22 protein-coding genes and 1 pseudogene are annotated in these 22,696 nt (G+C 63.8%); 6 read left to right on the forward strand and 17 right to left on the reverse strand.

The features are described 5' to 3' along the window. Window positions 1-96 precede the first annotated feature (96 nt). Window positions 97-237, reverse strand: a complete 141-nt coding sequence (locus tag GXB81_RS09190) for a hypothetical protein (RefSeq protein ID WP_205988981.1) — start codon at window positions 235-237, stop codon at window positions 97-99. Between the two features lie 211 nt (window positions 238-448). On the opposite strand from GXB81_RS09190, the gene GXB81_RS09195 reads away from it, so the two are divergent. Then, window positions 449-2,773 (forward strand): FdhF/YdeP family oxidoreductase, encoded by a 2,325-nt coding sequence (locus GXB81_RS09195; RefSeq protein WP_205988952.1) that lies wholly within the window; start codon window positions 449-451, stop codon window positions 2,771-2,773. Window positions 2,774-2,859: 86 nt separating this feature from the next. Here GXB81_RS09195 and GXB81_RS09200 read toward each other — a convergent pair whose 3' ends face one another. From GXB81_RS09200 to GXB81_RS09215, 4 genes and pseudogenes are all read right to left on the reverse strand, one after another. Then, the gene (locus tag GXB81_RS09200; RefSeq protein WP_167283216.1) at window positions 2,860-3,363 is read right to left on the reverse strand and encodes a M48 family metallopeptidase; all 504 of its coding nucleotides are present in this window, start codon (window positions 3,361-3,363) and stop codon (window positions 2,860-2,862) included. 262 nt (window positions 3,364-3,625) lie between these two features. Beyond that, window positions 3,626-4,213: a hypothetical protein gene (locus tag GXB81_RS09205; RefSeq protein ID WP_167043328.1), complete on the reverse strand. Its 588-nt coding sequence runs from the start codon at window positions 4,211-4,213 to the stop codon at window positions 3,626-3,628. 2 nt (window positions 4,214-4,215) lie between these two features. Further along, on the reverse strand, window positions 4,216-4,599 hold the full coding sequence (locus GXB81_RS09210; protein ID WP_167043330.1) for a DUF3592 domain-containing protein: 384 nt from the start codon (window positions 4,597-4,599) through the stop codon (window positions 4,216-4,218). A 1-nt stretch (window position 4,600) separates the two neighbouring features. After that, window positions 4,601-5,093 (reverse strand): annotated as a pseudogene (locus tag GXB81_RS09215) (type VI secretion system tube protein Hcp). A gap of 395 nt (window positions 5,094-5,488) precedes the next feature. Between GXB81_RS09215 and GXB81_RS09220 the strand changes: the two are divergent. The 3 genes from GXB81_RS09220 (at window position 5,489) to GXB81_RS09230 (ending at window position 6,577) form a co-directional block, all read left to right on the forward strand. After that, window positions 5,489-6,007, forward strand: coding sequence for a DUF2778 domain-containing protein (locus GXB81_RS09220; RefSeq protein WP_205988953.1), 519 nt, complete (start codon window positions 5,489-5,491; stop codon window positions 6,005-6,007). Beyond that, window positions 5,988-6,248, forward strand: coding sequence for a hypothetical protein (locus GXB81_RS09225; protein ID WP_167043336.1), 261 nt, complete (start codon window positions 5,988-5,990; stop codon window positions 6,246-6,248). Before GXB81_RS09220 ends, GXB81_RS09225 begins: the two co-directional genes overlap by 20 nt. 68 nt (window positions 6,249-6,316) lie before the next feature. Continuing rightward, entirely contained in the window at window positions 6,317-6,577 is a 261-nt protein-coding gene (locus GXB81_RS09230; protein WP_205988954.1) for a hypothetical protein, read from the forward strand. Window positions 6,578-6,654: 77 nt separating this feature from the next. Here GXB81_RS09230 and GXB81_RS09235 read toward each other — a convergent pair whose 3' ends face one another. The 6 genes from GXB81_RS09235 to GXB81_RS09260 form a co-directional block, all read right to left on the reverse strand. After that, window positions 6,655-7,392: an ABC transporter substrate-binding protein gene (locus GXB81_RS09235; RefSeq protein WP_205988955.1), complete on the reverse strand. Its 738-nt coding sequence runs from the start codon at window positions 7,390-7,392 to the stop codon at window positions 6,655-6,657. A gap of 46 nt (window positions 7,393-7,438) precedes the next feature. Then, window positions 7,439-8,470, reverse strand: a complete 1,032-nt coding sequence (locus GXB81_RS09240; protein ID WP_240159012.1) for a porin — start codon at window positions 8,468-8,470, stop codon at window positions 7,439-7,441. A 223-nt stretch (window positions 8,471-8,693) separates the two neighbouring features. Then, entirely contained in the window at window positions 8,694-10,136 is a 1,443-nt protein-coding gene (locus tag GXB81_RS09245) for an MFS transporter (protein WP_241016297.1), read from the reverse strand. A 108-nt stretch (window positions 10,137-10,244) separates the two neighbouring features. After that, a complete protein-coding gene (locus tag GXB81_RS09250; RefSeq protein ID WP_167043344.1) occupies window positions 10,245-10,886 on the reverse strand; it encodes a UbiX family flavin prenyltransferase in 642 nt (213 codons plus the stop codon). Window positions 10,887-10,911: 25 nt separating this feature from the next. Beyond that, complete coding sequence (locus tag GXB81_RS09255) at window positions 10,912-11,559, reverse strand: carbon monoxide dehydrogenase subunit G (RefSeq protein WP_167043346.1); 648 nt, start codon at window positions 11,557-11,559, stop codon at window positions 10,912-10,914. 129 nt (window positions 11,560-11,688) lie between these two features. After that, window positions 11,689-13,146, reverse strand: coding sequence for a UbiD family decarboxylase (locus GXB81_RS09260; protein WP_167043348.1), 1,458 nt, complete (start codon window positions 13,144-13,146; stop codon window positions 11,689-11,691). Between the two features lie 304 nt (window positions 13,147-13,450). Between GXB81_RS09260 and GXB81_RS09265 the strand changes: the two genes are divergently transcribed. Together GXB81_RS09265 and GXB81_RS09270 are read left to right on the forward strand one after the other, a co-directional pair. Further along, window positions 13,451-14,386, forward strand: a complete 936-nt coding sequence (locus GXB81_RS09265; RefSeq protein WP_167043350.1) for a LysR substrate-binding domain-containing protein — start codon at window positions 13,451-13,453, stop codon at window positions 14,384-14,386. After that, the gene (locus GXB81_RS09270) at window positions 14,383-15,990 is read left to right on the forward strand and encodes a fatty acid--CoA ligase family protein (protein WP_205988956.1); all 1,608 of its coding nucleotides are present in this window, start codon (window positions 14,383-14,385) and stop codon (window positions 15,988-15,990) included. Before GXB81_RS09265 ends, GXB81_RS09270 begins: the two co-directional genes overlap by 4 nt. Before the next feature lie 37 nt (window positions 15,991-16,027). On the opposite strand, the gene GXB81_RS09275 is transcribed toward GXB81_RS09270, so the two are convergent. From GXB81_RS09275 to GXB81_RS09300, 6 genes are all read right to left on the reverse strand, one after another. Continuing rightward, complete coding sequence (locus tag GXB81_RS09275) at window positions 16,028-17,089, reverse strand: XdhC family protein (RefSeq protein WP_205988957.1); 1,062 nt, start codon at window positions 17,087-17,089, stop codon at window positions 16,028-16,030. Between the two features lie 32 nt (window positions 17,090-17,121). Further along, window positions 17,122-17,499 (reverse strand): RidA family protein, encoded by a 378-nt coding sequence (locus GXB81_RS09280; RefSeq protein ID WP_167283225.1) that lies wholly within the window; start codon window positions 17,497-17,499, stop codon window positions 17,122-17,124. Window positions 17,500-17,504: 5 nt separating this feature from the next. Next, window positions 17,505-18,890: an MFS transporter gene (locus GXB81_RS09285; protein ID WP_167043357.1), complete on the reverse strand. Its 1,386-nt coding sequence runs from the start codon at window positions 18,888-18,890 to the stop codon at window positions 17,505-17,507. Window positions 18,891-18,990: 100 nt separating this feature from the next. Then, entirely contained in the window at window positions 18,991-19,482 is a 492-nt protein-coding gene (locus tag GXB81_RS09290) for a (2Fe-2S)-binding protein (protein ID WP_167043359.1), read from the reverse strand. A 2-nt stretch (window positions 19,483-19,484) separates the two neighbouring features. Further along, window positions 19,485-21,806 (reverse strand): xanthine dehydrogenase family protein molybdopterin-binding subunit, encoded by a 2,322-nt coding sequence (locus GXB81_RS09295; protein WP_167043361.1) that lies wholly within the window; start codon window positions 21,804-21,806, stop codon window positions 19,485-19,487. Continuing rightward, window positions 21,803-22,681, reverse strand: coding sequence for a xanthine dehydrogenase family protein subunit M (locus GXB81_RS09300; RefSeq protein ID WP_167043362.1), 879 nt, complete (start codon window positions 22,679-22,681; stop codon window positions 21,803-21,805). The genes GXB81_RS09295 and GXB81_RS09300 overlap by 4 nt, the downstream gene beginning before the upstream one ends. Between the last annotated feature and the right edge of the window lie 15 nt (window positions 22,682-22,696).

Below are 22,696 nucleotides of genomic sequence, written 5' to 3' on the forward strand. Positions count from 1 at the left end.
AGCGCAAAGAAGAATGTGAATTGGCGAGAATTAACGCCATCGCAAAAAAGCCCGCGCAAGGCGGGCTTCGTCGGGGCAGTGGGCGGCACGCTGAAGTCACCTGTCCCCGGTAGCTTGTGTGGGTACGCCGTGCTGCTGGCTCGCCTGGCGCACCGAGGCAATCCGCTCGCCGGCCGCGAACACGCCACGGCGCACGGCTTCGGTGATTTCGTCGGCGAGTTTTTCGTAGAGCTTCAAGGGGGTTACGGTGGAGTCGAAGGGGTCGAAGGAGTCGCGGGGCTTGCGAGGCTCACAGGGCCTGGAAAACGCCGACACGCGCGCCGCGATCAGGCTTGCGCAACTGTACTCCTATTCTTTCCGATTTTCTGTATCCGACGCCTTCAGGGGAACACAGTACGCTTGCGACTATCGGCCCGAAAAGCCCCCAAGCCTGCTCCATCGCCCCGTCATGAAGAAGAACGAAGCCAGCATCGAACCACGCATCGAGCCCTACAAGCACCCCGCCGCCGGCTGGGGCGCGCTCAAATACGTCGCGCTCAATCTGCTCAAGGAAAAAGTGGCGGGCGGCAACTACCGCACGCTGCTCAAGCAGAACCAGCCCGACGGCTTCGACTGCCCGGGCTGCGCCTGGCCCGATCGCGAGCATGCCTCGACCTTCGAGTTCTGCGAGAACGGCGTAAAGGCCGTGGCCGCCGAAGCGACCGGCAAGCGCGTGACGCCCGCGTTCTTCGCGCAGCACAGCGTCGCCGAACTGATGGCGCAATCGGACTTCGAACTCGAACAGCACGGCCGTCTGACCGATCCGCTCGTCTACGACGCGCGCTCCGATCGCTACGTGCCGATCGGCTGGGACGAAGCGTTCGAGCTGATCGCGCGGCATCTGCAGCAGCTCGGCGATCCCGATCGCGCCGCGTTCTATACCTCGGGCCGCGCGAGCAACGAAGCCGCGTTCCTCTATCAGCTGTTCGTGCGCATGTACGGCACCAACAATTTCCCCGACTGCTCGAACATGTGCCACGAAGCGACGAGCCGCGGCCTGCCGCATACGGTCGGCATCGGCAAAGGCACGGTCACGCTCGACGACTTCGAGCACGCCGATACGCTGCTGATCTTCGGCCAGAATCCGGCCACCAACCATCCGCGCATGCTCGGCGAACTGCGCGAATGCGCGAAGCGCGGCGCGACGATCGTGTCGATCAATCCGCTCAAGGAACGCGGACTCGAACGCTTCGCGAGCCCGCAGCATCCGGTCGAAATGCTCACGCTCGGCAGCACGAAGATCAGTTCGGTGTTCATCCGCCCGAAGGTCGGCGGCGACTTCGCGCTGATCAAGGGCGTCGCCAAACGCATCATCGAACTCGACGACGAAGCGCTGGCCTCGGGCCTCGAACGCGTGCTCGACGTCGGCTTTATCGCCGAACACACGGTCGGCTTCGAGGCGTTCGCCGACGATCTGCGCGCCGAGCGCTGGGACACGATCGTCGCCGAAGCGGGCGTGCCGTTCGAAGATGTATTGAAGCTCGCCGACATCTACGCGCGTGGCCGTGCGGTGATCTCGACGTGGGGCATGGGCCTCACGCAGCACAAGAACTCGGTCGCGACGGTGCAGATGCTGTCGAACCTGATGATGATGCGCGGAAATATCGGCCGGCGCGGCGCGGGGCTGTGCCCGGTGCGCGGCCACTCGAACGTGCAGGGCGACCGCACGGTCGGCATCGAGGAAAAGCCAACCGACGCGTTTCTCGACAAGCTCGGCGCGGTCTACGATTTCGAACCGCCGCGCGAGCATGGGCTCGACGTCGTCAACACGATTCAGGCGATGCTCGACGGCCGGGTGAAAGTGTTCATCGGCCTGGGCGGTAATTTCTCGATCGCGACACCCGACACACCGCGCACGTGGGAGGCGATGCGCGCCTGCGATCTGACCGTGCACGTCACGACCAAGCTGAACCGCAGCCACCTCGTGCATGGCCGCGATGCGCTGATTCTGCCGACGCTCGGGCGCACCGAGATCGATCTGCAGAACGGCGTGCCGCAGGGCGTGAGCGTCGAGGATTCGATGAGCATGGTGCACATCTCGTATGGCATGAATCAACCGGCCTCGGATAATCTGCTCTCCGAAGTGGCGATCGTCGCGCGCATGGCGCATGCGACCCTGGGCAGCGCCAAGGTGGACTGGCTCGCGCACGCGGCCGACTACGCGCTGATTCGCGACGGCATCGCGCAGGTGATCGACGGTTTCGCCGATTACAACGAGCGCCTGAAGAAGCCCGGCGGCTTCCATCTCGGCGTGGCGTCGCGCGAGCGCATCTGGAAAACACCGAGCGGCAAGGCACAATTCCTCGTTCACGCGATCGCGCTCGATACGCCGATTCATCTGGCGCGCAAGCAACATGGCGAACGGCTCATGACGCTGATGACCACACGCTCGCACGATCAGTACAACACGACGATTTACGGTCTCGACGATCGCTATCGCGGCGTGTACGGACAACGGCGCGTGCTGTTTGCCAATCCGGACGATATCGCGATGCTCGGGTTCGCGGCCGGCCAGCGCGTCGATATCACGAGCGTATGGGCCGACGGCATCGAGCGTCGCGTGGATGGCTTCCTGCTCGTCGAATACGACATTCCGCGCGGTTGCCTCGGTGCGTACTATCCGGAGACGAATCCGCTCGTGCCGCTTTCTTCCGTGGCGGATGGCGCGGGCACGCCGACTTCGAAGTCGATTCCAGTATTGCTGACGGCTTCGGTGGTTGAGGTGGCGGCTTGAGGTGTGCCGCTCGATGTTTGGGGCGTGTGGCCTGCGGGCTCGTTATGCGTGCCACGCGTGCACGACATGTGCACAAAGCGCGCGCGTCAGGCTGTCTTCTTCGTCAGATCGCGATGGGTCAGATAAAGCCGCAGGTCGAATTCGATCTGCTGGTAGCCCGGCTGCATGAACTCGCACAGACGATAAAACGCCTTGTTGTGATCGCTCTCCTTCAAATGAGCGAGTTCATGCACGACGATCATCTTCAGAAATTCCGGCGCCGTCGATTTGAATAGCGACGCGATGCGGATTTCCTTCTTCGCCTTCAGCTTGCCGCCCTGCACGCGCGAAATGCTCGTGTGCAGACCCAATGCGTGCCGTACGATGTCGAGCTTGCTGTCGTAGGTGACCTTGTCGATCTGCTCGGCGCTGCGCAGATGTTCGCGTTTCAGTTCGGCGCAATACGCGTAGAGCGCGCGATCGGTCTGCACGTCGTGCGTGTTCGGATATTTCCGCGCGAGGTAGGCGCCGAGCTGATCGGCGGCGATCAGGGTTCTGACCTTCTCCTGTAGAGGCGCGGGGTAGCCGGTCAGGTATTTGAGCGGGAGCATGAAAGAGGACGGGGTTTTGTCGGATGGATATTATGCGGGGTTCAGTTTGTTGGCGAGGTTGAGATTTGTCAGGCGCCGACTAGACTCCGCACGACGTGGTGAGCCAAGCTGTCAACGACGCACCAACCGTGTGCGCCTAGAAGGATAGCGGTATCGGTAACGCGTGATGGATAGATATTGCTATCGGCAGAATTGATCACGGGAGTAATAGCCGATCAAAATTGAAGCCGTCTATTACCGCTCCGCCCCACTTGAACAAAGGTTAGTCCGCTTCCGCGCCCTGATAGTGGATTTGCCCGAACATCAGGCCAGCGCCAATGGAATCTGTCAGCCCTTCCATACGGCCCTGTGTTTTGATAAAAACTGGGGCGGACATAATCGCTTGCCGCAGAAACGTACCGCCCGCCCACGGGACCATTGCAGCTTTCATTAGCTCCAGATTGATTCCTGCAAGTAGATATGATCCGCTCCAGCCCGCAAGATAACCAGCGGACCAATCCAGATAAATGATACCTCCCTCAAAATTTTGGGCTTCCAACTCGTCACCATGAAACGTCTCTGTCATGTACACAGTCCCATTACTATCAAAACCCTTTGCAGAACCACTTCCCCCTATACCATGTCCCCGGATTGAGATTTTCGGCAATTCGAGCTTCTGCAATTTCAGCCATTTAAGAATAGGAATCGAGAGACCTATTCCCACTCCCGAATATTCAAATTTCCGAGGTGGTCCACTCGGCGGATCGACAACAATAACGCCTCCTGATGCAAGAAGAAGATCGACATTCAAGCTGCCACCTGCCCCAGTTTTATAACGCCATTGACTCTCACGCAACGACTTGATCCACATAATTACCCATACCTCCCCCTGAATGGCTCTCCTGTCCAGCCTGCATAAAGAAATGCAATTGCAAGGACAGCCAACATAAATTCTTCAAACCAAATTCCGTAGAAGTCGTCAATTCGTGCGGTTTCTCTTGGCATAAGCGGGTCGTAGCGAACCAGAACGGAATCACCAACATCTGCAGAAATAAAGCTTGCCGGAAACGTTATCTGCTTGCCGCGTTGCGTCACAAAAGCAATCTCGGGATGACGTTCACCATGGTTTAGCCGGATAACCTTGCCCAAGGTTGTAGTAGATGTCCGAATAAAATCCAGATTCGACTTGACTTCCGATATCGCCCCAATCAATAGAGCAAGACCAATGATCAGGGCAATGTAATTGCGTTTTCGCATACTATTTCGCAATATTCTCTCGGATATCAAATTCAGCTGTAACCATCCCACCGCTCCCACCGACAACGTTTTGCACCTTGTATTCCTGCTTCACTTTCGCAAACGACAGGCGAACGCGCTCCATATAATTCGTGCCCGCGACCGACGGTTCAACCTCAATGATAACAACATCGCTCATCGTGATTTTCAGAAATTCAAACGGAATACCCCCCGCCTTACGCATCGTTAAAACTACCTGTGGAATGTGGCGGCCCGTCAGACAGTAACGCATCAGGTTAGGGCTGGCACGATCGATATGGTGTAGAAACTCAAGATCGTTAATAGTCGCCTTACCTACTCCACCTCCAGCACCGGACATCATTGCAGATTGTTGCTCCATCTTCCAATGCCAGCCGGTCACTTCTAATTCGCCTCGGTGAAATTCATCCTGCGACTCACCTGAAAATACCGTCAATCTTGACAAACATATCCGCCATAACATCCCCAGTCTGCATTGAGATCAACCGTCGTCAGTAGTTAAAATATCGTACGGACAACATCGCTTTGCACGCATCATGCATGTGCCTACATCACATGCAGATACACATCGGAAGCCATGATTCGAAAAAAATAGGCTCGTTGGAATCAGACAACTCTGAAAGCTAGGACAGTCGCCCCCTTCTGTCTTCTACCTGATCCAGGAAAACAGTGAAACAACGCTCCAGTCAATTTCAAGATACGTATTGGAAAGTTGTGATATTTGCTACGCAGTCTTTAATTATTGTTAATTCGTATCTTTCCTTGACTTGCGTCCCTTCACGACCCTGCATCACTGTGGCAGCGTAGCGAACGCTTCCTTCAGACAAGGCTCGCCTTCACTGATAGAGCGACCGTCACTTTCGAGGAATCTATGCCGTTACAGGGAAAATTCGTTGTTGATAACAAGCCGGTTTTGCATCTGGACATGAAGGGTATCGGGTCGTTTCCAGCGTTCTCGGGCGATGAAATCTATCGCAATCGAAGTGGATGCACGGCTGTAGTCGATAAAGGGCCTTTGCCCGCGGGGAAGTATTGGATCGTCGATCGGCCTGGCGGCGGTATCGGTTCGAGAGCAGAAGCCTATCTCAAAGACTCATGGAATTCTGCTATTGGCACTCCAACACATCATACCGATTGGTTCGCGCTGTACCGCAACGATGGCTTGATCGATGACTGGACGTGGGTGAATGGTATAAAGCGCGGCAATTTCCGGTTACATCCTTCCGGGGGAGGTGGACATTCGTTCGGCTGCATTACGCTACAAAGCCGCGTGGATTTTCACAATCTTCGTCAAGCGCTGCTGCGAACTGGAACTATCTGGGCTGGCAATTCTGTCATGCGTGCATATGGCTGGATCGAGGTAATTGCAAATGGCAAAACTTGTCCGTAAAACCGCTAAGGTACTGCTGTTCTGCGGCTTGTACTTTTTAGCGATCCGGTACGTTCACACCTATCCGATGCCGATGACATTGCAACAGCAACATTATTTAATCGTGATCTCGGACGCATTCAGAGTTGCCGACTATGAACTGTTCTACATCCTGGCCATGATGCTTATCGACCTGATCGTTACTATCATCGTGTACTCGATCCTGATGAGACTTTGGCGCCGCTATCGCATGAAGGAATAAAAATCTCCGTCACATAGCGCGTTGGTTCGCAGCCAGCGCGCTATGTGACTGGATCAAGGTAATTGCAAATGGCAACACTTATCTGTAAAGCCGCCAAAGTACTGCTGTTCTGCGGATTGTATTTTTTAGCAATCCGGTACGTCCACACCTATCCGATTCCAATGACGTTGCAGCAGCAACAAGAACTGATCGTGATCTCAAACGCATTTGGAGTTGGCGATACCGAACTGTTCTATATCCTGGCCATGATGCTCATCGATCTGATCGTTACCATCATCGCTTACTCGATCCTGATGAGACTTTGGCGGCACTATCGCATGAGACGATAAAAAATCCCCACCAACACACCGCAATTGATACGCCTGCTGCCACCAATCACAGCAGCAGCAACAGCAGGCGCCCCCCATCACCCCACCAACGGCGCCACCGACGCCCCACCGATCCGATGCCGCGCCAGCGCTTCAGCCACAAAACCCGACGCCTTCATCTCCTCGACGAACGCCCGCAACGCTTGGGCCGCGCCCTCGCCGCGACTCTTCGGCACACCCATCGCCTGCTGAATCACCATGAAGCGCTCGCCAAGCAAACGCAATCCGCCAACTTGCCGCGCGTCCGCTTCGAGTTGCTGCTTCACGCCCGCCGCCACTTCCGCCTGCTCTTCGAGAAACGTCTGCACCACAGTCGGCGAAGTCGGCGCGCGCACGATCCGCGCATCCTTCAACGCGCGCGTCAGAAACAGATCGTACGCACTCCCCTTGCCGACCACCACCCGGTTATGCGCACGATCGACCTCTTCGTTCGAGCGAATCGGCGAATCGTCGCGCACGAGGTAATAGCCTTCGATCAGCACATACGGCGCGGTAAACGCGATTTTCTCGCCGCGCAGGGGATCGATCGCGAAGAAACCGAAGTCGGCCTGCTCGTCGCTGACCGCCTGCACCGACTTGCCCGCCGCATCGAATACCACCAGTTCCAGTTCGACGTTCAGGCGCGTCGCAAACGCACGCGCCAGATCGACCGAGACACCCACCGGTTCGCCGGACACCGGGTCCTGGTTCGCGAGTATCGGATTGCCGAGATTGATCGACGCGCGCACCTTGCCCGTAGGCGTGAAAGATGACACGACGGTCTGATCGATTGCCATATTTGCTCCGTGAGTTCGAAGTCCCTGAATCGGCACGACGGCACGCTCAGAATGCGTGCCGCAGACCCAATGCCGTCGTCGTCGCCGAACCGTAGCCGCTCGTCTTGTCGTACATGCCCACGAGATACACGTCGGTGCGTTTCGACAGCGGGTAATCGTAGGCGATCGAGCCCGTGTTACGCATCGTGCGCACGTTGAGCGGCGCGCTGCGCGTCGTGCGCGCCCACTCGGCAAGCACCGAGCCCACGCCGATCGGCGCCGACAGACCCAGCATGTACGTGTGCGCGCTCGCCGGCTTGCCGTAGGTCTGCGCCCCCTCGGCCAGCGCATAGACTTTCGCGATGTTGAAGTTGTACGTCATGCCGCCCATCCACATGTCCTGCTCGGACACCGGCGCGGTAACCGGCGTGCGCACGCGCTGCAACGACACCGCCGCGAGGAACGGCCCGTTCACGTACTTCGCATGCAAGCCGAGATTGGCGATGCCGTTCGCGCCCGCGACGCCGCCGAACCCATAAATTGCCGAGGCGGTGAGCCCGGCCAGATTCGGCGTCTGGTATTGCGCGGCATTGTCCCAGACGGTGTCGCCGATCACCGTGTTGTTGAACGTCGCCACGAAGGTTTGCAGAACGATCGGCGAGAACACCACCGACGCGCCGAACGGGTTCAGCAACTGCATGTTGATGTAGGTCGGGTTCGTCTGGCGGCCCAGCCACAATTTGCCGTAGTGCGTCGACACGCCGACGTACGCGTTGCGGGACAGGAAAGGATCGGCCGGCGTGCGGCCCATCGCGCCCGTGTTCGGCTGGAAGAAGCTTTCGAGTGCGAACTCCACCGAGTTGCCGCCGCCGATATCCTCGGAGCCGCGCAGGCCCCAGAACGACGTCGTCAGGCCGCCGCCGCCCAGCGTGACCGCGGCCGCCGGCCCGCTGCTGTGCTTGACGCTGCCGACATACGTGCCGACGATCCCGTACAGCTGTACCGACGATTGCGCGTACGCCGCGCCCCCCGTCAATAAACCCATGCCGAGCGCCATGCGCGCGTACTTCGCCAACCGGCTGCCGTTCTTCCTTGTCATCGCGAGAGTCTCCAGATCGTTGTTGTGCATCGTCGGACGATGTCGTGGCATCGCCGCCGGGGTTGCGCGCGAGCGCGCGCTGCCGCGCCCCGTTGCGGCAACGGGGCGGGCAGATTCTTTTTTTCGGGGTAGGGGTATGGCTGGCGCCGCGCGACAGGGCGGCGCCGGTACGGCTCAGGTACAGCTCAGATACAAGCTCACTCAGTGCGGATACGCACTCGGATCAGGGCGCGATCTCTTCGAGGCTGCGCTCGCGCGTTTCGATCATGCCCGTCGCAGCCAGGGCGCCGACCGCGCTGACTGCCGCGAACATCAGGAACACCGAACCGGTGCCCTCGGTGTGCACGAGCAGACCGACGAGCGTCGGGCCCACCGCCGACGCGAGCCGCAGCCACGACGTCGCGAGGCCGGTGCCGGTCGCGCGCATCCGCGTCGGATAGACCTCGGGCGTGTACAGATAGAGCACCGCGTTGATCGAACCGATCAGCCCGTAAGTGAGCGTGCCCATCACCATCACGCCCCACACGCTGTGCGCGGCGAACAGTCCGAGCGCGACCGACAGCGCGCCGCCCGCGCAGAACGCCGCGAGCGTCCAGTTGCGGCGGCCGATGCGGTCGATCGAATAGGCGCACACGAGAAGCAGCACGACCTGGGCGATGTTGGTCATCGACGCCGCGCGCAAGGCCGATTGCAACGGCAGCTGATAGACGGTGCGATACAGCGTCGGCAGCCAGTTGTTCAGGCTGTTCGCAATGAAGAACGCCGTCGCCCACAGCACCCACACGATCAGCGTGCGGCCGCGATAGAACGGCGAAAGCAGTTCGCGCCAGCCGGCCTTCTTGCCCGTCGGCGCGAGCTTCGCTGCGCTCACCTTCGGGCCGCCCGCCGCCAGGATGCGGCGCGGCGTGCTCGCTTCCATGCTGCGCACGACCACTTCGGCTTCCGCGTAGCGTCCCTTGCCGATCAGCCAGCGCGGCGACTCCGGCAGCCGCGACACGAAGAACGCGATCATCAGGCCCGGCACCGCGCCGATCCAGAACATCACCTTCCAGCCGACCGCCGGCACGAGCCAGGCGCCGAGCTGCCCCGCCGCCATCAGGCCGACCGGGAAAAGCATTTCGTAGAGCAGAAAATATTTGCCGCGACCGTGCGCATTCGACAGTTCGCTGATGTACGTCGCCGCGACCGGCATCTGTCCGCCGACGCCGATGCCCTGGATGAAGCGGCACGCGAGCAGCATCGGAATGTTGCCGGACAGCGCGCAGCCGAGGCTCATCACCGACATGATCGCGATCGAAACCGTCGCGCTGCGAATCCGGCCCGAGCGCTCGGCGTACCAGCCGAACACGAGCGCGCCGATGAACTGGCCGATATAGCTCGCGCCGATCAGAAAGCCGATCTGCAGCGGCTTGATCTGCCACAGGCCGACCAGCACCGGCAGCACGAACGCGAGCGAGAGCGCGTCGAACGCATCGAAGAACGTCGAACTGCCGATCACGACGCGCGCCTTCGTATGCCAGCGCGAAAACGGCACGCTTTCGATGCGCGCGAGCAGTTCGGCCGCCTGCTGGCCGGAGGCGGCGGCCGCCTCCGCGCTGCCGGCCATGTTGTCGCGCAGCGTAGGCTGCGAGCCTGCCTGCGCGTTTAAGACTCTGCTGTCCCGCATCTGTGTCTCCAGTAATCGTTGTTCTGCTGTCCCGGTTGAGTGGCGGACCGAATCCGTCGCTTGTGCCGTCGCTTATGTCGTCGTTTGTGCCATCCGTGCTACCGCCGCTCAGTCGGCCTCGGCGCCACGCGCGCCCGCGAACGAATCGGCGAGACCCTGCCAGCGGCGCACCGCTTCGGTATCGATGTCGAACAGGTCGAGCACGCGGCCGAGCGTCTGATCGACCATCTGCTCGAGCGACGCCGGCTTCGCATAGAACGCGGGCACCGGCGGATAGACGATCGCACCCGCCTCGGTGACCGCGCCCATGCTGCGGATATGCCCCGCGTGCAGCGGCGTTTCGCGTACCATCAGCACGAGACGGCGGCGCTCCTTCAGCATCACGTCGGCCGAGCGCGACAGCAGCGAACTCGTGCAGCCGGTCGCGATCTCCGAGAGCGTCTTGATCGAGCACGGCGCGACGACCATCCCGTCGACGCGAAACGAACCGCTCGCGATCGCCGCGCCGATGTCGGCATTCGGGTAATGCACGTCGGCGAGCTGCTTCACGTCGGCGAGCGTCATGCCCAGCTCGTCGGCGAGCGTGATCTGGGCCGAGCGGCTCGCCACCAGGTGCGACTCGACGTTGGCCGCGCGCAGCATCTCGAGCAACCGCACACCGTAGATCGCCCCCGACGCGCCGCTGATGCCGACGACGATGCGGCGTGCCCGGTTGCCGCGCGAGTGCTCAGATGAAGTCAGATCGTGCATCGTGGACTCGCCGGTGAAAAGTGCATCAATGGAAGGCGTACACGAGGGCCACGGCCACCACCACGCCGAGCGTTGCCCACAGCCACAGCTTGCTGCTGCCGCCGCCCGCCGCGCGCGCGCTCGATGCCACCGCGGCCGTGGCGGCCGCATGCGGCGTGGTACTTTGCGCTGCCCCGGCGGCTGCAGCGTCTGCCGTGTCGGCACTGCCGTCAACCACGGCCTCGGCCGGCATCTCCGGTGCGAGCGCTTCGGTGAAGCGCCCGAAAAACTCTTCGGCCATCTTCTTCGCGACGCCGTCGATCAGCCGCGCGCCGACCTGCGCGAGCCGGCCGCCCACCTGCGCATTCGCGCGATACACGAGCTTCGTGCCGCTGCCTTCCGGCGCCAGTTCGACCTGCGCGGTGCCCTTGCCGAAGCCGGCCGCGCCGCCCGAGCCCTCGAAGCTCAGCGAATAGGCTTCCGGCGCGCGCAGATCGGTGAGCGTCAGCTTGCCGTTGAAGCGCGCCTTCACGGGCCCGACGGCAGCGGCCATCACGACCTTGTAGTGCGTGTCGTCGACGCGTTCGAGCGACTCGCAGCCGGGCACCGATACCTTCAGTATCTCGGGGTCGTTCAATGCGTCCCAGACGCGCTCGCGCGGCAGCGGCAAAATGCGTTCGCCGGTCAGTTCCATTGCAAATCTCCTTGTACTGCGGACGACAGGCTCTCTCGCCGGCCTCATGGGCGCGATATGGGAGAACCGGTATGACGGGTGGTGGCGGCGCCGGCTCCCGGCGCCGCGTTCATTGCGGCTCGCGCATGCTCAGTCGAGCACGTGCCGCCATTTTTCGCGGACCTTTTCCTGCAATTCCTTGCTCGCCTCGGCCACTTCGGGAAACTCCTTGATGAAGTCGTACGGACGGCAGGCGTCGATGATCGCCTTCGAATTGAACGGCGCCTTGTACGGATACGCGATCGACATCGGATCGTTCTTCGAGCCCATGCCGCGCTTGATGATGTCGATGTCGAGGTCCGGATCGGAGCGCGTCGCGACGGCCCACATCACTTCCTGCAGATTCGACGGATCGATGTCCTCGTCGACCACGATCGTGTAGCGCGACATATACGCGCCGACGCCGCACTGGTTCAGGATATGCCCGGCCTGGCGCGCATGGCCCGCATAGCGCTGGCGGATCGACACGACGTTGAACATGCGCGCGCCGCCGATCTCGTGCGCCCACACGCCTTCGACGTCGGGCACGCCGGCGGCCTGCAACGCGTCGACGAGCAGCGCCGAGCGCATCACCGCCTTCGAGTACGAGTAGTCGTTGGGCGGTTTGGCCGGCGGGCTGCCCATGATGATCGGCTGGTTGCGGTAGTAAATCCGCTCGATCGTGACGACCGGCGCGGTCTCCGCCTTGCCCGGGTAATAGCCGTGGAATTCGCCGAACGGCCCTTCGATACGCTCGTCGCCCGGATGCGCATAGCCTTCGATCACGATCTCCGAGGCGCTCGGGAACGGCAGGCCGGTCAACTGGCCGTTCACGACTTCGACCGGCTTGCCGAGAATCGCGCCGATGTAGTTCAGCTCGCACATGCCGAACGGCACTTCGATGCCCGACACGAGGTAGCCGAGCGGATCGCAGCCGATCACGATCGCGACCGGAAACGGCTTGCCGGCCTTCATATGTTTGTCGTATTGAATCGCGCCGTGCTTGCCCGGAATCATGTCGAGGCCGACGTGATTGCGGTCGTGAATCATCACACGATAGGTGCCGACGTTGATCCAGTCGGAGTCGAGGTCTTTCGTGACGACCATGCAGCCGGTGCCGATATAGCGGCCACCGTCCTTTTCATGCCACAGCGGCGACGGAAACGAAAACAGGTCGACGTCGTCACCGCTTTGCACGTTCTCGAACACCGCGCCGTCGTTCACGACGACCGGGTCGTACCCCTCGGCCTGGCTTTGCCATTGCTTGGGCTTGCCGCGCAGCGTCTGCACGAGCGCCTTGTGCGATTCGCCGCCGGCGAGGCGCAGGATCGACGCGAGGCGCGCCGGGCTCGCGGTCGTGCAGGTCGCTACGCGAAAACCCTTGGGATAGCCTGGGATATCGTCGAAAAGCAGCGCGCTCGGGCGCTCTTTCTTCACGTTCAGCTCGCTGATCGCGCCCAGTTCGAGGTTCCAGTCCGCGCCCGATACTTCCGTCAATTCGCCGAGCGCGCGCGCCTCGTCGAGCCATGCGCGCAGGTCCAGTGAATGGGCTTTCGCCGTTTGACTCACGGTGTTGTCTCCTTGGTCTCGCTGATACCGGTTCTGTGGGGTCGTCCGCGTGAAAGTGGCTCAAGCGCGGCATCGTAGGCGCAACATTGCAGCATCGATGCACATCGTGCAAACGATCCTCTTTCATAGAGGGGATGAGTTTCTTTCATGCTCTGCCGTGCGCGATTATCCCCCCTCGCGAGGCAGCCTCGCCGCGGCGCGCGCGCTTCGTCTTCGCGCTCCGTCTTGTGTGCGCACCGCTACGTACGTTAATCTCAAACCGACTATAATCCGACCTTCCGAATGTGATCCGGCCTGACATCGCATGAGACCGTACATCCCATCCCTGCAGAGCCTACTCGCGTTCGAAGCGGCATCGCGGCACCTCAGTTTCACGCGCGCGGCGCAGGAACTCGAACTCACGCAAACCGCGATCAGCCATCAGATCAAGACGCTCGAAGAGCGGCTCGACATCAAACTGTTCGTACGCCGTCGCAACGTGCTCTCGCTAACACCAGCGGCGCGCGAATACCTGCAGTCGGTACACGAGGCGATCAATCTGCTGTCGATGGCGACCGACCGCGCACGCAAGAAAAAACCGAGCGCAGTGCTAACGGTCGCGAGCCTGCCGACCTACGCGATCAAGTGCCTGATTCCGAAGCTGCCCGACTTCCAGCGCCGGCATCCGGACATCACGGTACACCTCGCGACCAGCTCGAACTTCGACGAATTCAAACGCAACAGCTACGACGTCGCGATCCGCTACGGCTCGGGACGCTGGGCCTCGGTGCGCGCCGACCGCCTGCACGGCGAGACGTTTTTCCCCGTGTGCGCGCCGGGCGCGCTCGCGGAAGCCGGAGCGTTCGATTCGATTGCCGAAGGGCTGGCGCGCTTCCGGCAGATCCGCACCTACTTCTATTCGATGTACCAGGACGACTGGCCCAGCTGGCTCGAAGCGGCCGTGCGCGAGCCCGTCGAATTCGCGGGCGAAGCGGTATTTCATCTGCAACTGACGTCGCTCGCGGCGGCGGTCAATGGCGTCGGACTCGCGATCGGCCGCTCGCCGCTCGTCGATGCCGATCTCGCGAGCGGCGCGCTGGTCGCGCCGTTCGACGTGCGCGTGCAATCGAATTCCGCCTATTTCATCGCCTCGCCAATCGACAAGGCCAAGCTCAAGAAAGTCGAGCTATTCCGCGAATGGGCGCTCGAGACGCTCGCCGAACCGGTGGCGGCCCGCCCCGCGCGCACCGAGACCGCATGACCGTCGCGTTGCCGTTCGCGCGCGTCGGCGCGCTGCTCGACGCGCACCGGCAACGCACGCCGCACAAGACGGCGCTCGTCGACGTCGAGCGCAATCTGTCGATCGACTTCACGGAACTCGCGCAGTACGTCGATGCGCTCGCGCGCCAGTTGCAACGCGCAAACGTCACACGCGGCGCGCACGTGGTGCTGGCCGGCAGCGAGGGCATCGAGAAGCTGCTGCTGTGGCTCGCGCTGTGGCGGCTGCGCGCGATCGTCTGTCCGCTCGATGTCGCGTTCCTCGGCGCGCACGGCGCACAGCGCGTGTTCGATCGCATCGATCCCGCGTTCGTGCTGATCGCTGAGCACGCGGACGAAACCGTCCTGCCCACGAGCGGCGCGCGCATCGTGCGCTTTGGCGCGTGGCCCGCGAATGCGGATGCAGATGTGGACACGAATGTGGACGACCCGCAAGCGCAACTGCGCTTCGTGACCACGCCCCTCGCCACGGCATCGAACCATGACGACGATACGCCGCTACCCGACACCGACGAACCCGGCGGCATCGACGAAATCGCCGCGATGTGCTGCACGTCCGGCACCACCGGCGTGCCGAAGGTCGTCGTCTACGATCATGCGAGCTACTGGTACAACGGCCTCGATACCATCGACCTGCTTGCGCTCACGGCCGACGACCGCACGCTCGAATACCGCTCGTTCGACTGGTATTCCGCGCAGATCCTGAGCCTGATTCCGTTCCTGCAACTCGGCTCGACGCTGTGCGTCGCGCGCAGCTTCTCGCGCAGCCGCTTCGCACAGTGGATCGCCACGCATCGCGTGAGCGTCAGCGCCGGCGTGCCGACCGTGCTGAACCTGCTGCTCGAAGCGCCGGTCGACATCGAGGGCGGCAAGCTCGCGTCGCTGCGCGCGATCACCTGCAGCACCGCGCCGCTGTCGACCGTGCAATGGGCGCGCTTCGAGGCGCACTACGGGATTCGCGTGCTGAACCTGTACGGGTCGTCGGAAGCGGGATGGATGTGCGGCAACCGCTATACGCGCCGCAAGTTCGGCACGGTCGGCTATCCGGTCGGGCATATCGGCTTCTCGGTCGTCGACCCGAACGGTGCGCCGTGCGCGCCCGGCACGCCGGGCCAGGTGGTCGTCGCGGGCGAGAAACTCGCACTCGGCCTGTTGAACGACGCGCACCGGATCGAGCCGATCCGCGGCGCGCCGCTCGCCACGCGCGACGTCGCGAGCATCGACACGCAAGGCTTCGTGGTCGTCTCGGGCCGCATGGACGATCTGATCATTCGCGGCGGCGTGAAGGTGCTGCCGCAGGAAATCGAGGACCTGCTGCTCGAACATCCCGCCGTGCAGGACGCGGTGGCGGTCGGCGTGCCCGATCCGATCTACGGACAGGAGCCCGTGTGCTTCGTGGTGCCGCATCCGGGCATGAAGATCGAGATCGCGGAACTGGTCACGCTGTGCCGCGCCAAACTGCCGCGCGAAAAACAGCCGCGCCAGATTTATCTGGTGAACGAATTGCCGCGCAACGCACGCGGCAAGATTCTGCGCGACGCGCTGCGCCGCGAGTGGTGGACATTCACGCACTCGGGCAAACCCTGAAGTACGGCGACCTGAAGCACGACGAACGGCGCGTGAGTCAACCGGCCGCTTCGAGTTCGAGCAGCGCCGGACACACGGCTTCGTCCGGCTCGTACGCCCGCGTTTCCCTTTCGCGCTCGACAGGCGGCCGCGCGGCGACACCATTCCTCGCCGCGGTCAACTCGGCCGCGATCGACACCGCGATCTCCGGCGGCGTGCGGCTGCCGATCGACAGTCCCGCGGGACCGCGCAAGCGCGCGAGCTGCGCCTCGCTGACGTCGAACAGCTTGAGACGCTCGCGCCGCTTCGCGCTATTCGAACGCGAACCGATCGCGCCGACGTAGAACGCCTCGGTCTGCAACGCATCGATCAGCGCGAGATCGTCGAGCTTCGGATCGTGCGTCAGCGCGACCACCGCGCTGTGGCCGTCGAGTTTCATCGCGAGCACCGTATCGTCGGGCATCGTGCGCACGAGACACACGTTCGGCACGTCCCAGTCGTCCGCATACTCTTCACGCGGATCGCAGACCGTCACCTGATAGCCGAGGCCCACCGCGATCGTCGCGAGAAAACGCGCGAGATCGCCCGCGCCGATCAGCAGCAGCCGATAGCGCGGCCCATGCACGGTCGTCAGCGTATGCGCGTCGCAACGCAACTGCTCGTCGGCACGCGCGGGCCGCAGCCGCGCGCGGCCGCTCGCCAGATCGAGTTCGCGCGCCACCCGTTCGCCGCCGCCGATGCGCGCGGCCAGCGTGCCGATGCCGCCCGGCGCCTGCGCGTCGGCCTGCGCGTCGGCATCAAGCGGCTCCAGCACCAGTTCCATCGTGCCGCCGCACGGCAGGCCGAAGCGCCGCGCTTCGTCGGCGGATACGCCATAGGTCACGCGCTCCGGCAAATGCGTGACGAGCGGCGCGCGGCGCATGCGGTCGATCAGGTCGTCCTCGATGCAGCCGCCCGACACCGAACCGCATACGACGCCGTCGTCGCGCAGCGCGAGCATCGCGCCGACCGGCCGCGGGCTCGAACCCCACGTGCGCGTGACCGTCGCGAGCACCACGCGGTGGCCGCGCCCGAGCCAGTCGACGCAATGCCGCAGCACCTCGACGTCGATACTCTCCATCGCCTCTCTCCTCGCTCCTCGCGTACGCGCCGTCAGTTCCGCGCCACGGCCACCATCTGCACCTCGACGAGAAAGCCGTGATGCAGTTCCGGCACCGGCACGACCGCGCGCGCCGGCTTGTGATCGCCGAACACGTCGGCGTAGATCCGGTTGAACTCGGGCCAATAGTCGATGCCGACGATATAGGCGATGCACTGCACGACGTCGCGCATGTCGCTGCCGGCCGCCTTCAGCACGTTCTCGCAATGCGCGAGCACCGCGCGCACCTGGCGCTCGAAGTTGTCGGGTCCGTCGGTAGCGACGCCGGGGCCGGGCAGCATCCCCGAGACGAACGTGAAACCGTTGGCGGTGACGGCCTGCGAGTAGTGGCCGCCGGGCGGCGGCACGTCTTTCGACTGGATGAATTGCATGATAGTCACACCTGTTCAGGAAGAGGTTGGCCGCGCGTCTCGGGCAGAAACGGCGCGAGTACGATGCCGATCACGTAAATGAAGCCGACCGTCACCGCCGCGTGGCCGTAGCCGCCGAAGCGCGAGATCAGCGTGCCGGCGACGAGCGGCCCGGTCCACGCGAGAAAACGCGGTACGTTGAAGCAGAACGCGATCGCGGTACCGCGTACGCGCGTCGGGTACAGCTCGGGCAACCACGTCGGCTGCCACGTATATTGCCCGAGACTGAAGAAGCCCGTGACGCACGCGACCGCGAGCAGCACGGCGATCTCGTGCGTCCACAGGAACAGCACCGGCGTCAGCACGAACGCCATCACGAAGAACAGGAACGTGATGCGGCGGCGGCCGAAAGCGTCGGCGAGAAAGCCGAGGCCGATATAACCGGCGATCGCGCCGACGTTGTACGCCATGCCCGCATAGCTCGCCCACGTCGGCGCGGAAAGGCCCGCATGCGCGGCGACCGAGCCGATATACGGCGGCACCCACGTCGAGATGCCCCACCAGCCGAGCGTCGTCGACAGCGACATCAGCACCGCGATCACGGTGCGGCGGCGCAGCTCCTTCGAGGCGAACAGGTCGAGCAGCGTGAAGCGCGCGAGCGCCTGCTGGTCTTCGCCGAGCCGCTCGCCGGCGCGCTTGCGCCTGAGCGACTCGCGGCGTTCGCGATCGACGCGTTCCCATTGTTCGGATTCCGGAATGCCCGAGCGCATCCACAGCGTCGCGAGTCCCGGCAACACGCCGATCAGGTACATATAGCGCCACGCGTGTTCGCCGCTGTGGCTCATGAAGAGCCACACGAACGAGGCGACGAAGAAGCCCGTGCCGAGCCCGCATTGCATGAGACCTGCGCCCTTGCCGCGATGCTGGTCGGGCCAGATTTCGGCGGTCATCGCGGTGCCGGTCGCCCACTCGGAGCCCATCGCGAGCCCGACGACGAAGCGCAGCATCGCGAACGAGAGCCAGTCCCACGCGAACGCCGAGAGGCCGGTGGTCAGCGAATACGCGAGGATCGCGAACATCATCATGCGCTTGCGGCCGATGTAGTCCGCGAGCACGCCGCCGATCAGCCCGCCGAGCCCCCAGCCGAGCAGCGTCAGCGCGATCACGAGGCCGGCGTAGAACGGAATCTGCGGATGCAGCGACGGCGCGAGCAGTTGCGCGAGCGCGCCGCCGACCGTGAGGATCAGCGCATAGGTTTCGTAGCCGTCGAAAAACCAGCCGAGATTGGACGCGATCAGCGCGCTCCACTGCTGGCGGTTGATCGAGCGATACCAGACGGGCGCGGGTGCGCTGCCCGCGGATGGCGGAGTCGCGCGGGCGCGCTCGCCGCGTCCGTTGGCGGAAGAAGGCATGGGTGGTTGTCTCCGGGAACGGCGGGAAGCGGCGCGCCGGCGCCGGCTCCCGCCCGATGCAGCACGTGCGGATTTTTTTGTTGTCGCGCGTGCGGGCGGTTTACGCGGACGCCGTCTCCTTGCGGCGCTGCGCGGCGAGCTTCACCGCCTCGATGATTTCCGGGTAGGCGCCGCACCGGCACAGATTGCCCGACAGGTAGTGGCGAATCTCCGCCTCGGTCGGATCGGGATTCTCGGCGAGCAGTTGCCGGCTCATCATCAGGAAGCCCGAGGTGCAGAAGCCGCACTGGAACGCGCCGCAGTCGATGAACGCCTGCTGGATCGGATCGAGCGCGCCGTTCGCGTCGAGATGCTCGACGGTCGTGACTTCGGCGCCGTTCGCCATCGCCGCGAGGTACAGGCAGCCCGACACGCTCTCGCCGTTCACGAGCACCGTGCAGCAGCCGCACAGCCCCTGGCCGCAGCTTTCGCGCGCACCGTACAGGCCGAACTCGTTGCGCAGCACTTCGAGAATCGTCAGATGGGGCGCGACGTTGGCGCGCACGCGCTCGCCGTTCAGCGTGAATTCGAGGTTAATCAGGGTCTCGCTCATGGTCATTCCTCAGGCAGCGGTTCGTTGCGTGCCGCGCAGATGGCGCGGTACACGGCTTCGGGCGTGATCGGCAGCGTCTTGATGCGCACGCCGACGGCGTCTTCGATCGCCTCGGCAATCGCCGAGGCGACGCCGAACGTCGAGCTCTCGCCGACGCCCTTCGCGCCGAACGGCCCGTTCGACTGATACGCGTCGACGGTCTCGCGGCCGATCCGGTGCGGGATGTCGTGGATGCCCGGAATCTTGTACTCGGCAAACGACGCGTTGCGCAGCTGCCCGACTTCATCGAACTCCATGCGCTCGAACATCGTGATGCCGAGCTGCATGATCGCCGCGCCCGAAATCTGCGTATCGACGACCTTCGGATTGATCGGCGTGCCGCAATCGACCACGTTCTCGAAACGCACGATCTTGAAGTGGCCGGTCTCGACGTCGACTTCGACTTCGACGCCGGTGCCGCCCACCATCCAGTTCGGCGTGATGTTGTCGGACTGGCCGGTCTCGTGATCGGGCTTCGTGTACGGCGGAATGAAGCTGCCGATGCCGACGATGTTGCCCGCCTGCATGCCGTACTTGCGCTTGAGCAGATCGCCCGCGCGCGCCGGTTCGTCGGCCGGCACGCCCAGTTCGTCGGCGAGCTGGCGCAGCTTCGCGCGCGCGTCCTCGGCCGCGAGGCGCACCGCGTGGCCCATGTGGAACGTCGAGCGCGAGCCGAGCGTCGCCATGTCGTACGGCGTCGAATCGGTGTCGGGACGGATCACCTTGATCTTTTCCGCGTCGATGCCGAGCACGTCGCCGGCCATCAGCGCGATCGCGGTGTCCGAGGCCTGGCCCATGTCGACGGTGCTCGAATAGACCGTGCAGCTGCCGTCGGCCGACAGGCTCACCATCGCGACCGAGGTGGTCGGCGCAACCAGCGCCTTGAAGCCGATGCCGACGCCGCGGCCACGGCGCACCACGCCGCTGCCGCGTTCGAACGGCGCGCTCCAGTTCATGCGCGTAGCGACGCGGTCGAGCACCAGTTCGAGCGCGGCGTCGCGCATCACGGTGCCGGTCGCGTGCGGCTGGCCGTCGCGCAGCAGATTGCGGCGGCGGAACTCGACCGGATCGAGCTTGAGCTTGCGCGCAATCATGTCCGCGTGGCTCTCGTACGCCCACACCATCTGCGGAATGCCGAAGCCGCGGAACGCACCGGCCGGCGGCAGGTTCGTGTACACCTGATACGAGTCGATCGACACGTTGTCGATGTCGTACGGGCCGCTCGCGGTGAAGCCGGACTTCTGCGTGACGCGCGGGCCGATGTCGGCATACGCGCCGCCGTTCCACCACACTTCGCAGCGCCGGCCCGTGATGCGGCCGTCCGCCGAGACGGCGGTCTGCATGCGGAAGGTGGTGGCGTGTTTCGTGATCGTGAAGAACTGCTCTTCCATCGTCAGCGCGACGCGCACGGGACGGCGCGTCAGCAGCGCGAGCGCCGCCGCGAGCGCTTCGACCTTGATGTAGAGCTTCGCGCCGAAGCCGCCGCCGAGCAGGCCGACGCGCACGCGCACGCGGTTTTCCGCCCAGCCGAGCAGCCGCGCGATCTCGATGCGCACGAACGACGGGCTCTGCGACGCGGTATGCAGCGTCAGCGTGCCGGCGTTCTCGCCCGGTTCCGCGACCGTCACGATCGGCTCGAGCGGCACGTGCATGACCTGCTGCGTCGTGAAGGTATCGTCGAATACGTGGGCGGCCTGCGCGAACGCGGCATCGACGTCGCCGCGACGCACGCGGAAGTCGAGCGCGACGTTGGTCGCCTGGCGGCCCGCCAGATGCTTCAGGTCCGGAAACGTGCCGGCCGGCTTCAGCTCTTCATGCACGTGAATGTCGGAAGCCGCCGCCTCGACTTCGTTGAACACCGCCGGCAGTTCTTCGTATTCGGCGTAGATCAGGTGCGTCGCTTCCTCGGCCGCATGCGGATCGCTCGCGAGCACCACCGCGACCGGCTCGCCGATATAGCGCACCTTGTCGACCGCGAGGATCGGCTGGTCGTGAAACGCCGGGCCGAAGAACGGCTCCGGAATCACGCGGCGAATGTCGTCGGCGGTATAGACCGCGAATACGCCCGGCGCCTCGCGCGCGGCGCTCGTGTCGATCGACACGATGCGGCCGTGCGCGACCGTGCTGCGGAAAATCTTCGCGTGCAGCATGCGCGGCAGCGAGACGTTATGGATATAGCCGGCGCGCCCGGTCACTTTGGCGTTCGCTTCCAGCCGGTTGATGCCGCGTCCGACCTGACGCGGCGCGGCGCCGGTTTCGAGCGGCGCGGTTTCGATGATGGTCATGCCTGCTCCTTGTTGCGAGCCGCCTCCAGCGCGATGCGCACCGCGCGTCCGAGGTAGACAGTCAGCAGATGTTTCTTGTAGCTCGCCGAGCCGTGCGGATCACCGACAATGTCGAGCGACGCCGCCCCCGCCTCGCCGGCGCGCGCGAGCGTCGCCGCATCCGGCAGCGCGCCGCGCAGGATCGCTTCGGCGTCGACGAGACGCGTCGGCCGGTCGGTCGCCGCGCCGACGATCACGCTCGCGTTGCCGATCCGCTCGCCCTGCATGTCGAGCACGACCGCGACGCCGAGCGCCGGCCAGTCGTGCGAGGCACGCGTGGTCACTTTCATGTAGGCAGCGGGACGGCCGGCCTGCGCGGGCACCGTCACCTTCGAGATCAGTTCGTTGCGCGCGAGCACGGTCTCGTAGTAGCCGGTCGCGAGTTCCTCGACCGGCAGCGTGCGCTCGCCGGCGGGGCCCGTCACGGTGACGCTCGCGCCGAGCGCGCTCAGCACCGGCGGCATGTCCATGTGCGGATCGGCATGCGCGAGATTGCCGCCGAGCGTCGCGACGTTGCGCACCCGCACGTTCGACAGCGTGCGCAGCGTGCGCGCGAGCAGCGGCCAGCCTTCGCGGACTTCCTGCGAATGTTCGAGCGCGGCGAGCCGCGTCAGGCCGCCGATCTGCAGTTCGCCGTTGCCGCCGATCGAAATCCGCGAATGCTCGGGCTCCACGTCCTGCAGGCTGACGAGCCGCGTCGGGCGCAGCACGCCGGCCTTCATCATCAGCATGATCGCCGTGCCGCCGCCGACCGGGCGGATGTCCGGGTCCTCGGGATCCAGAAGCGCGATCGCCTGCTGCAGCGAGCGCGGTGTAGCGAATTCGAATGGCGCCATTCGGCCCCCCTTCCT

Source organism: Paraburkholderia sp. Ac-20336 (assembly GCF_017105025.1).
Lineage (GTDB): Bacteria > Pseudomonadota > Gammaproteobacteria > Burkholderiales > Burkholderiaceae > Paraburkholderia.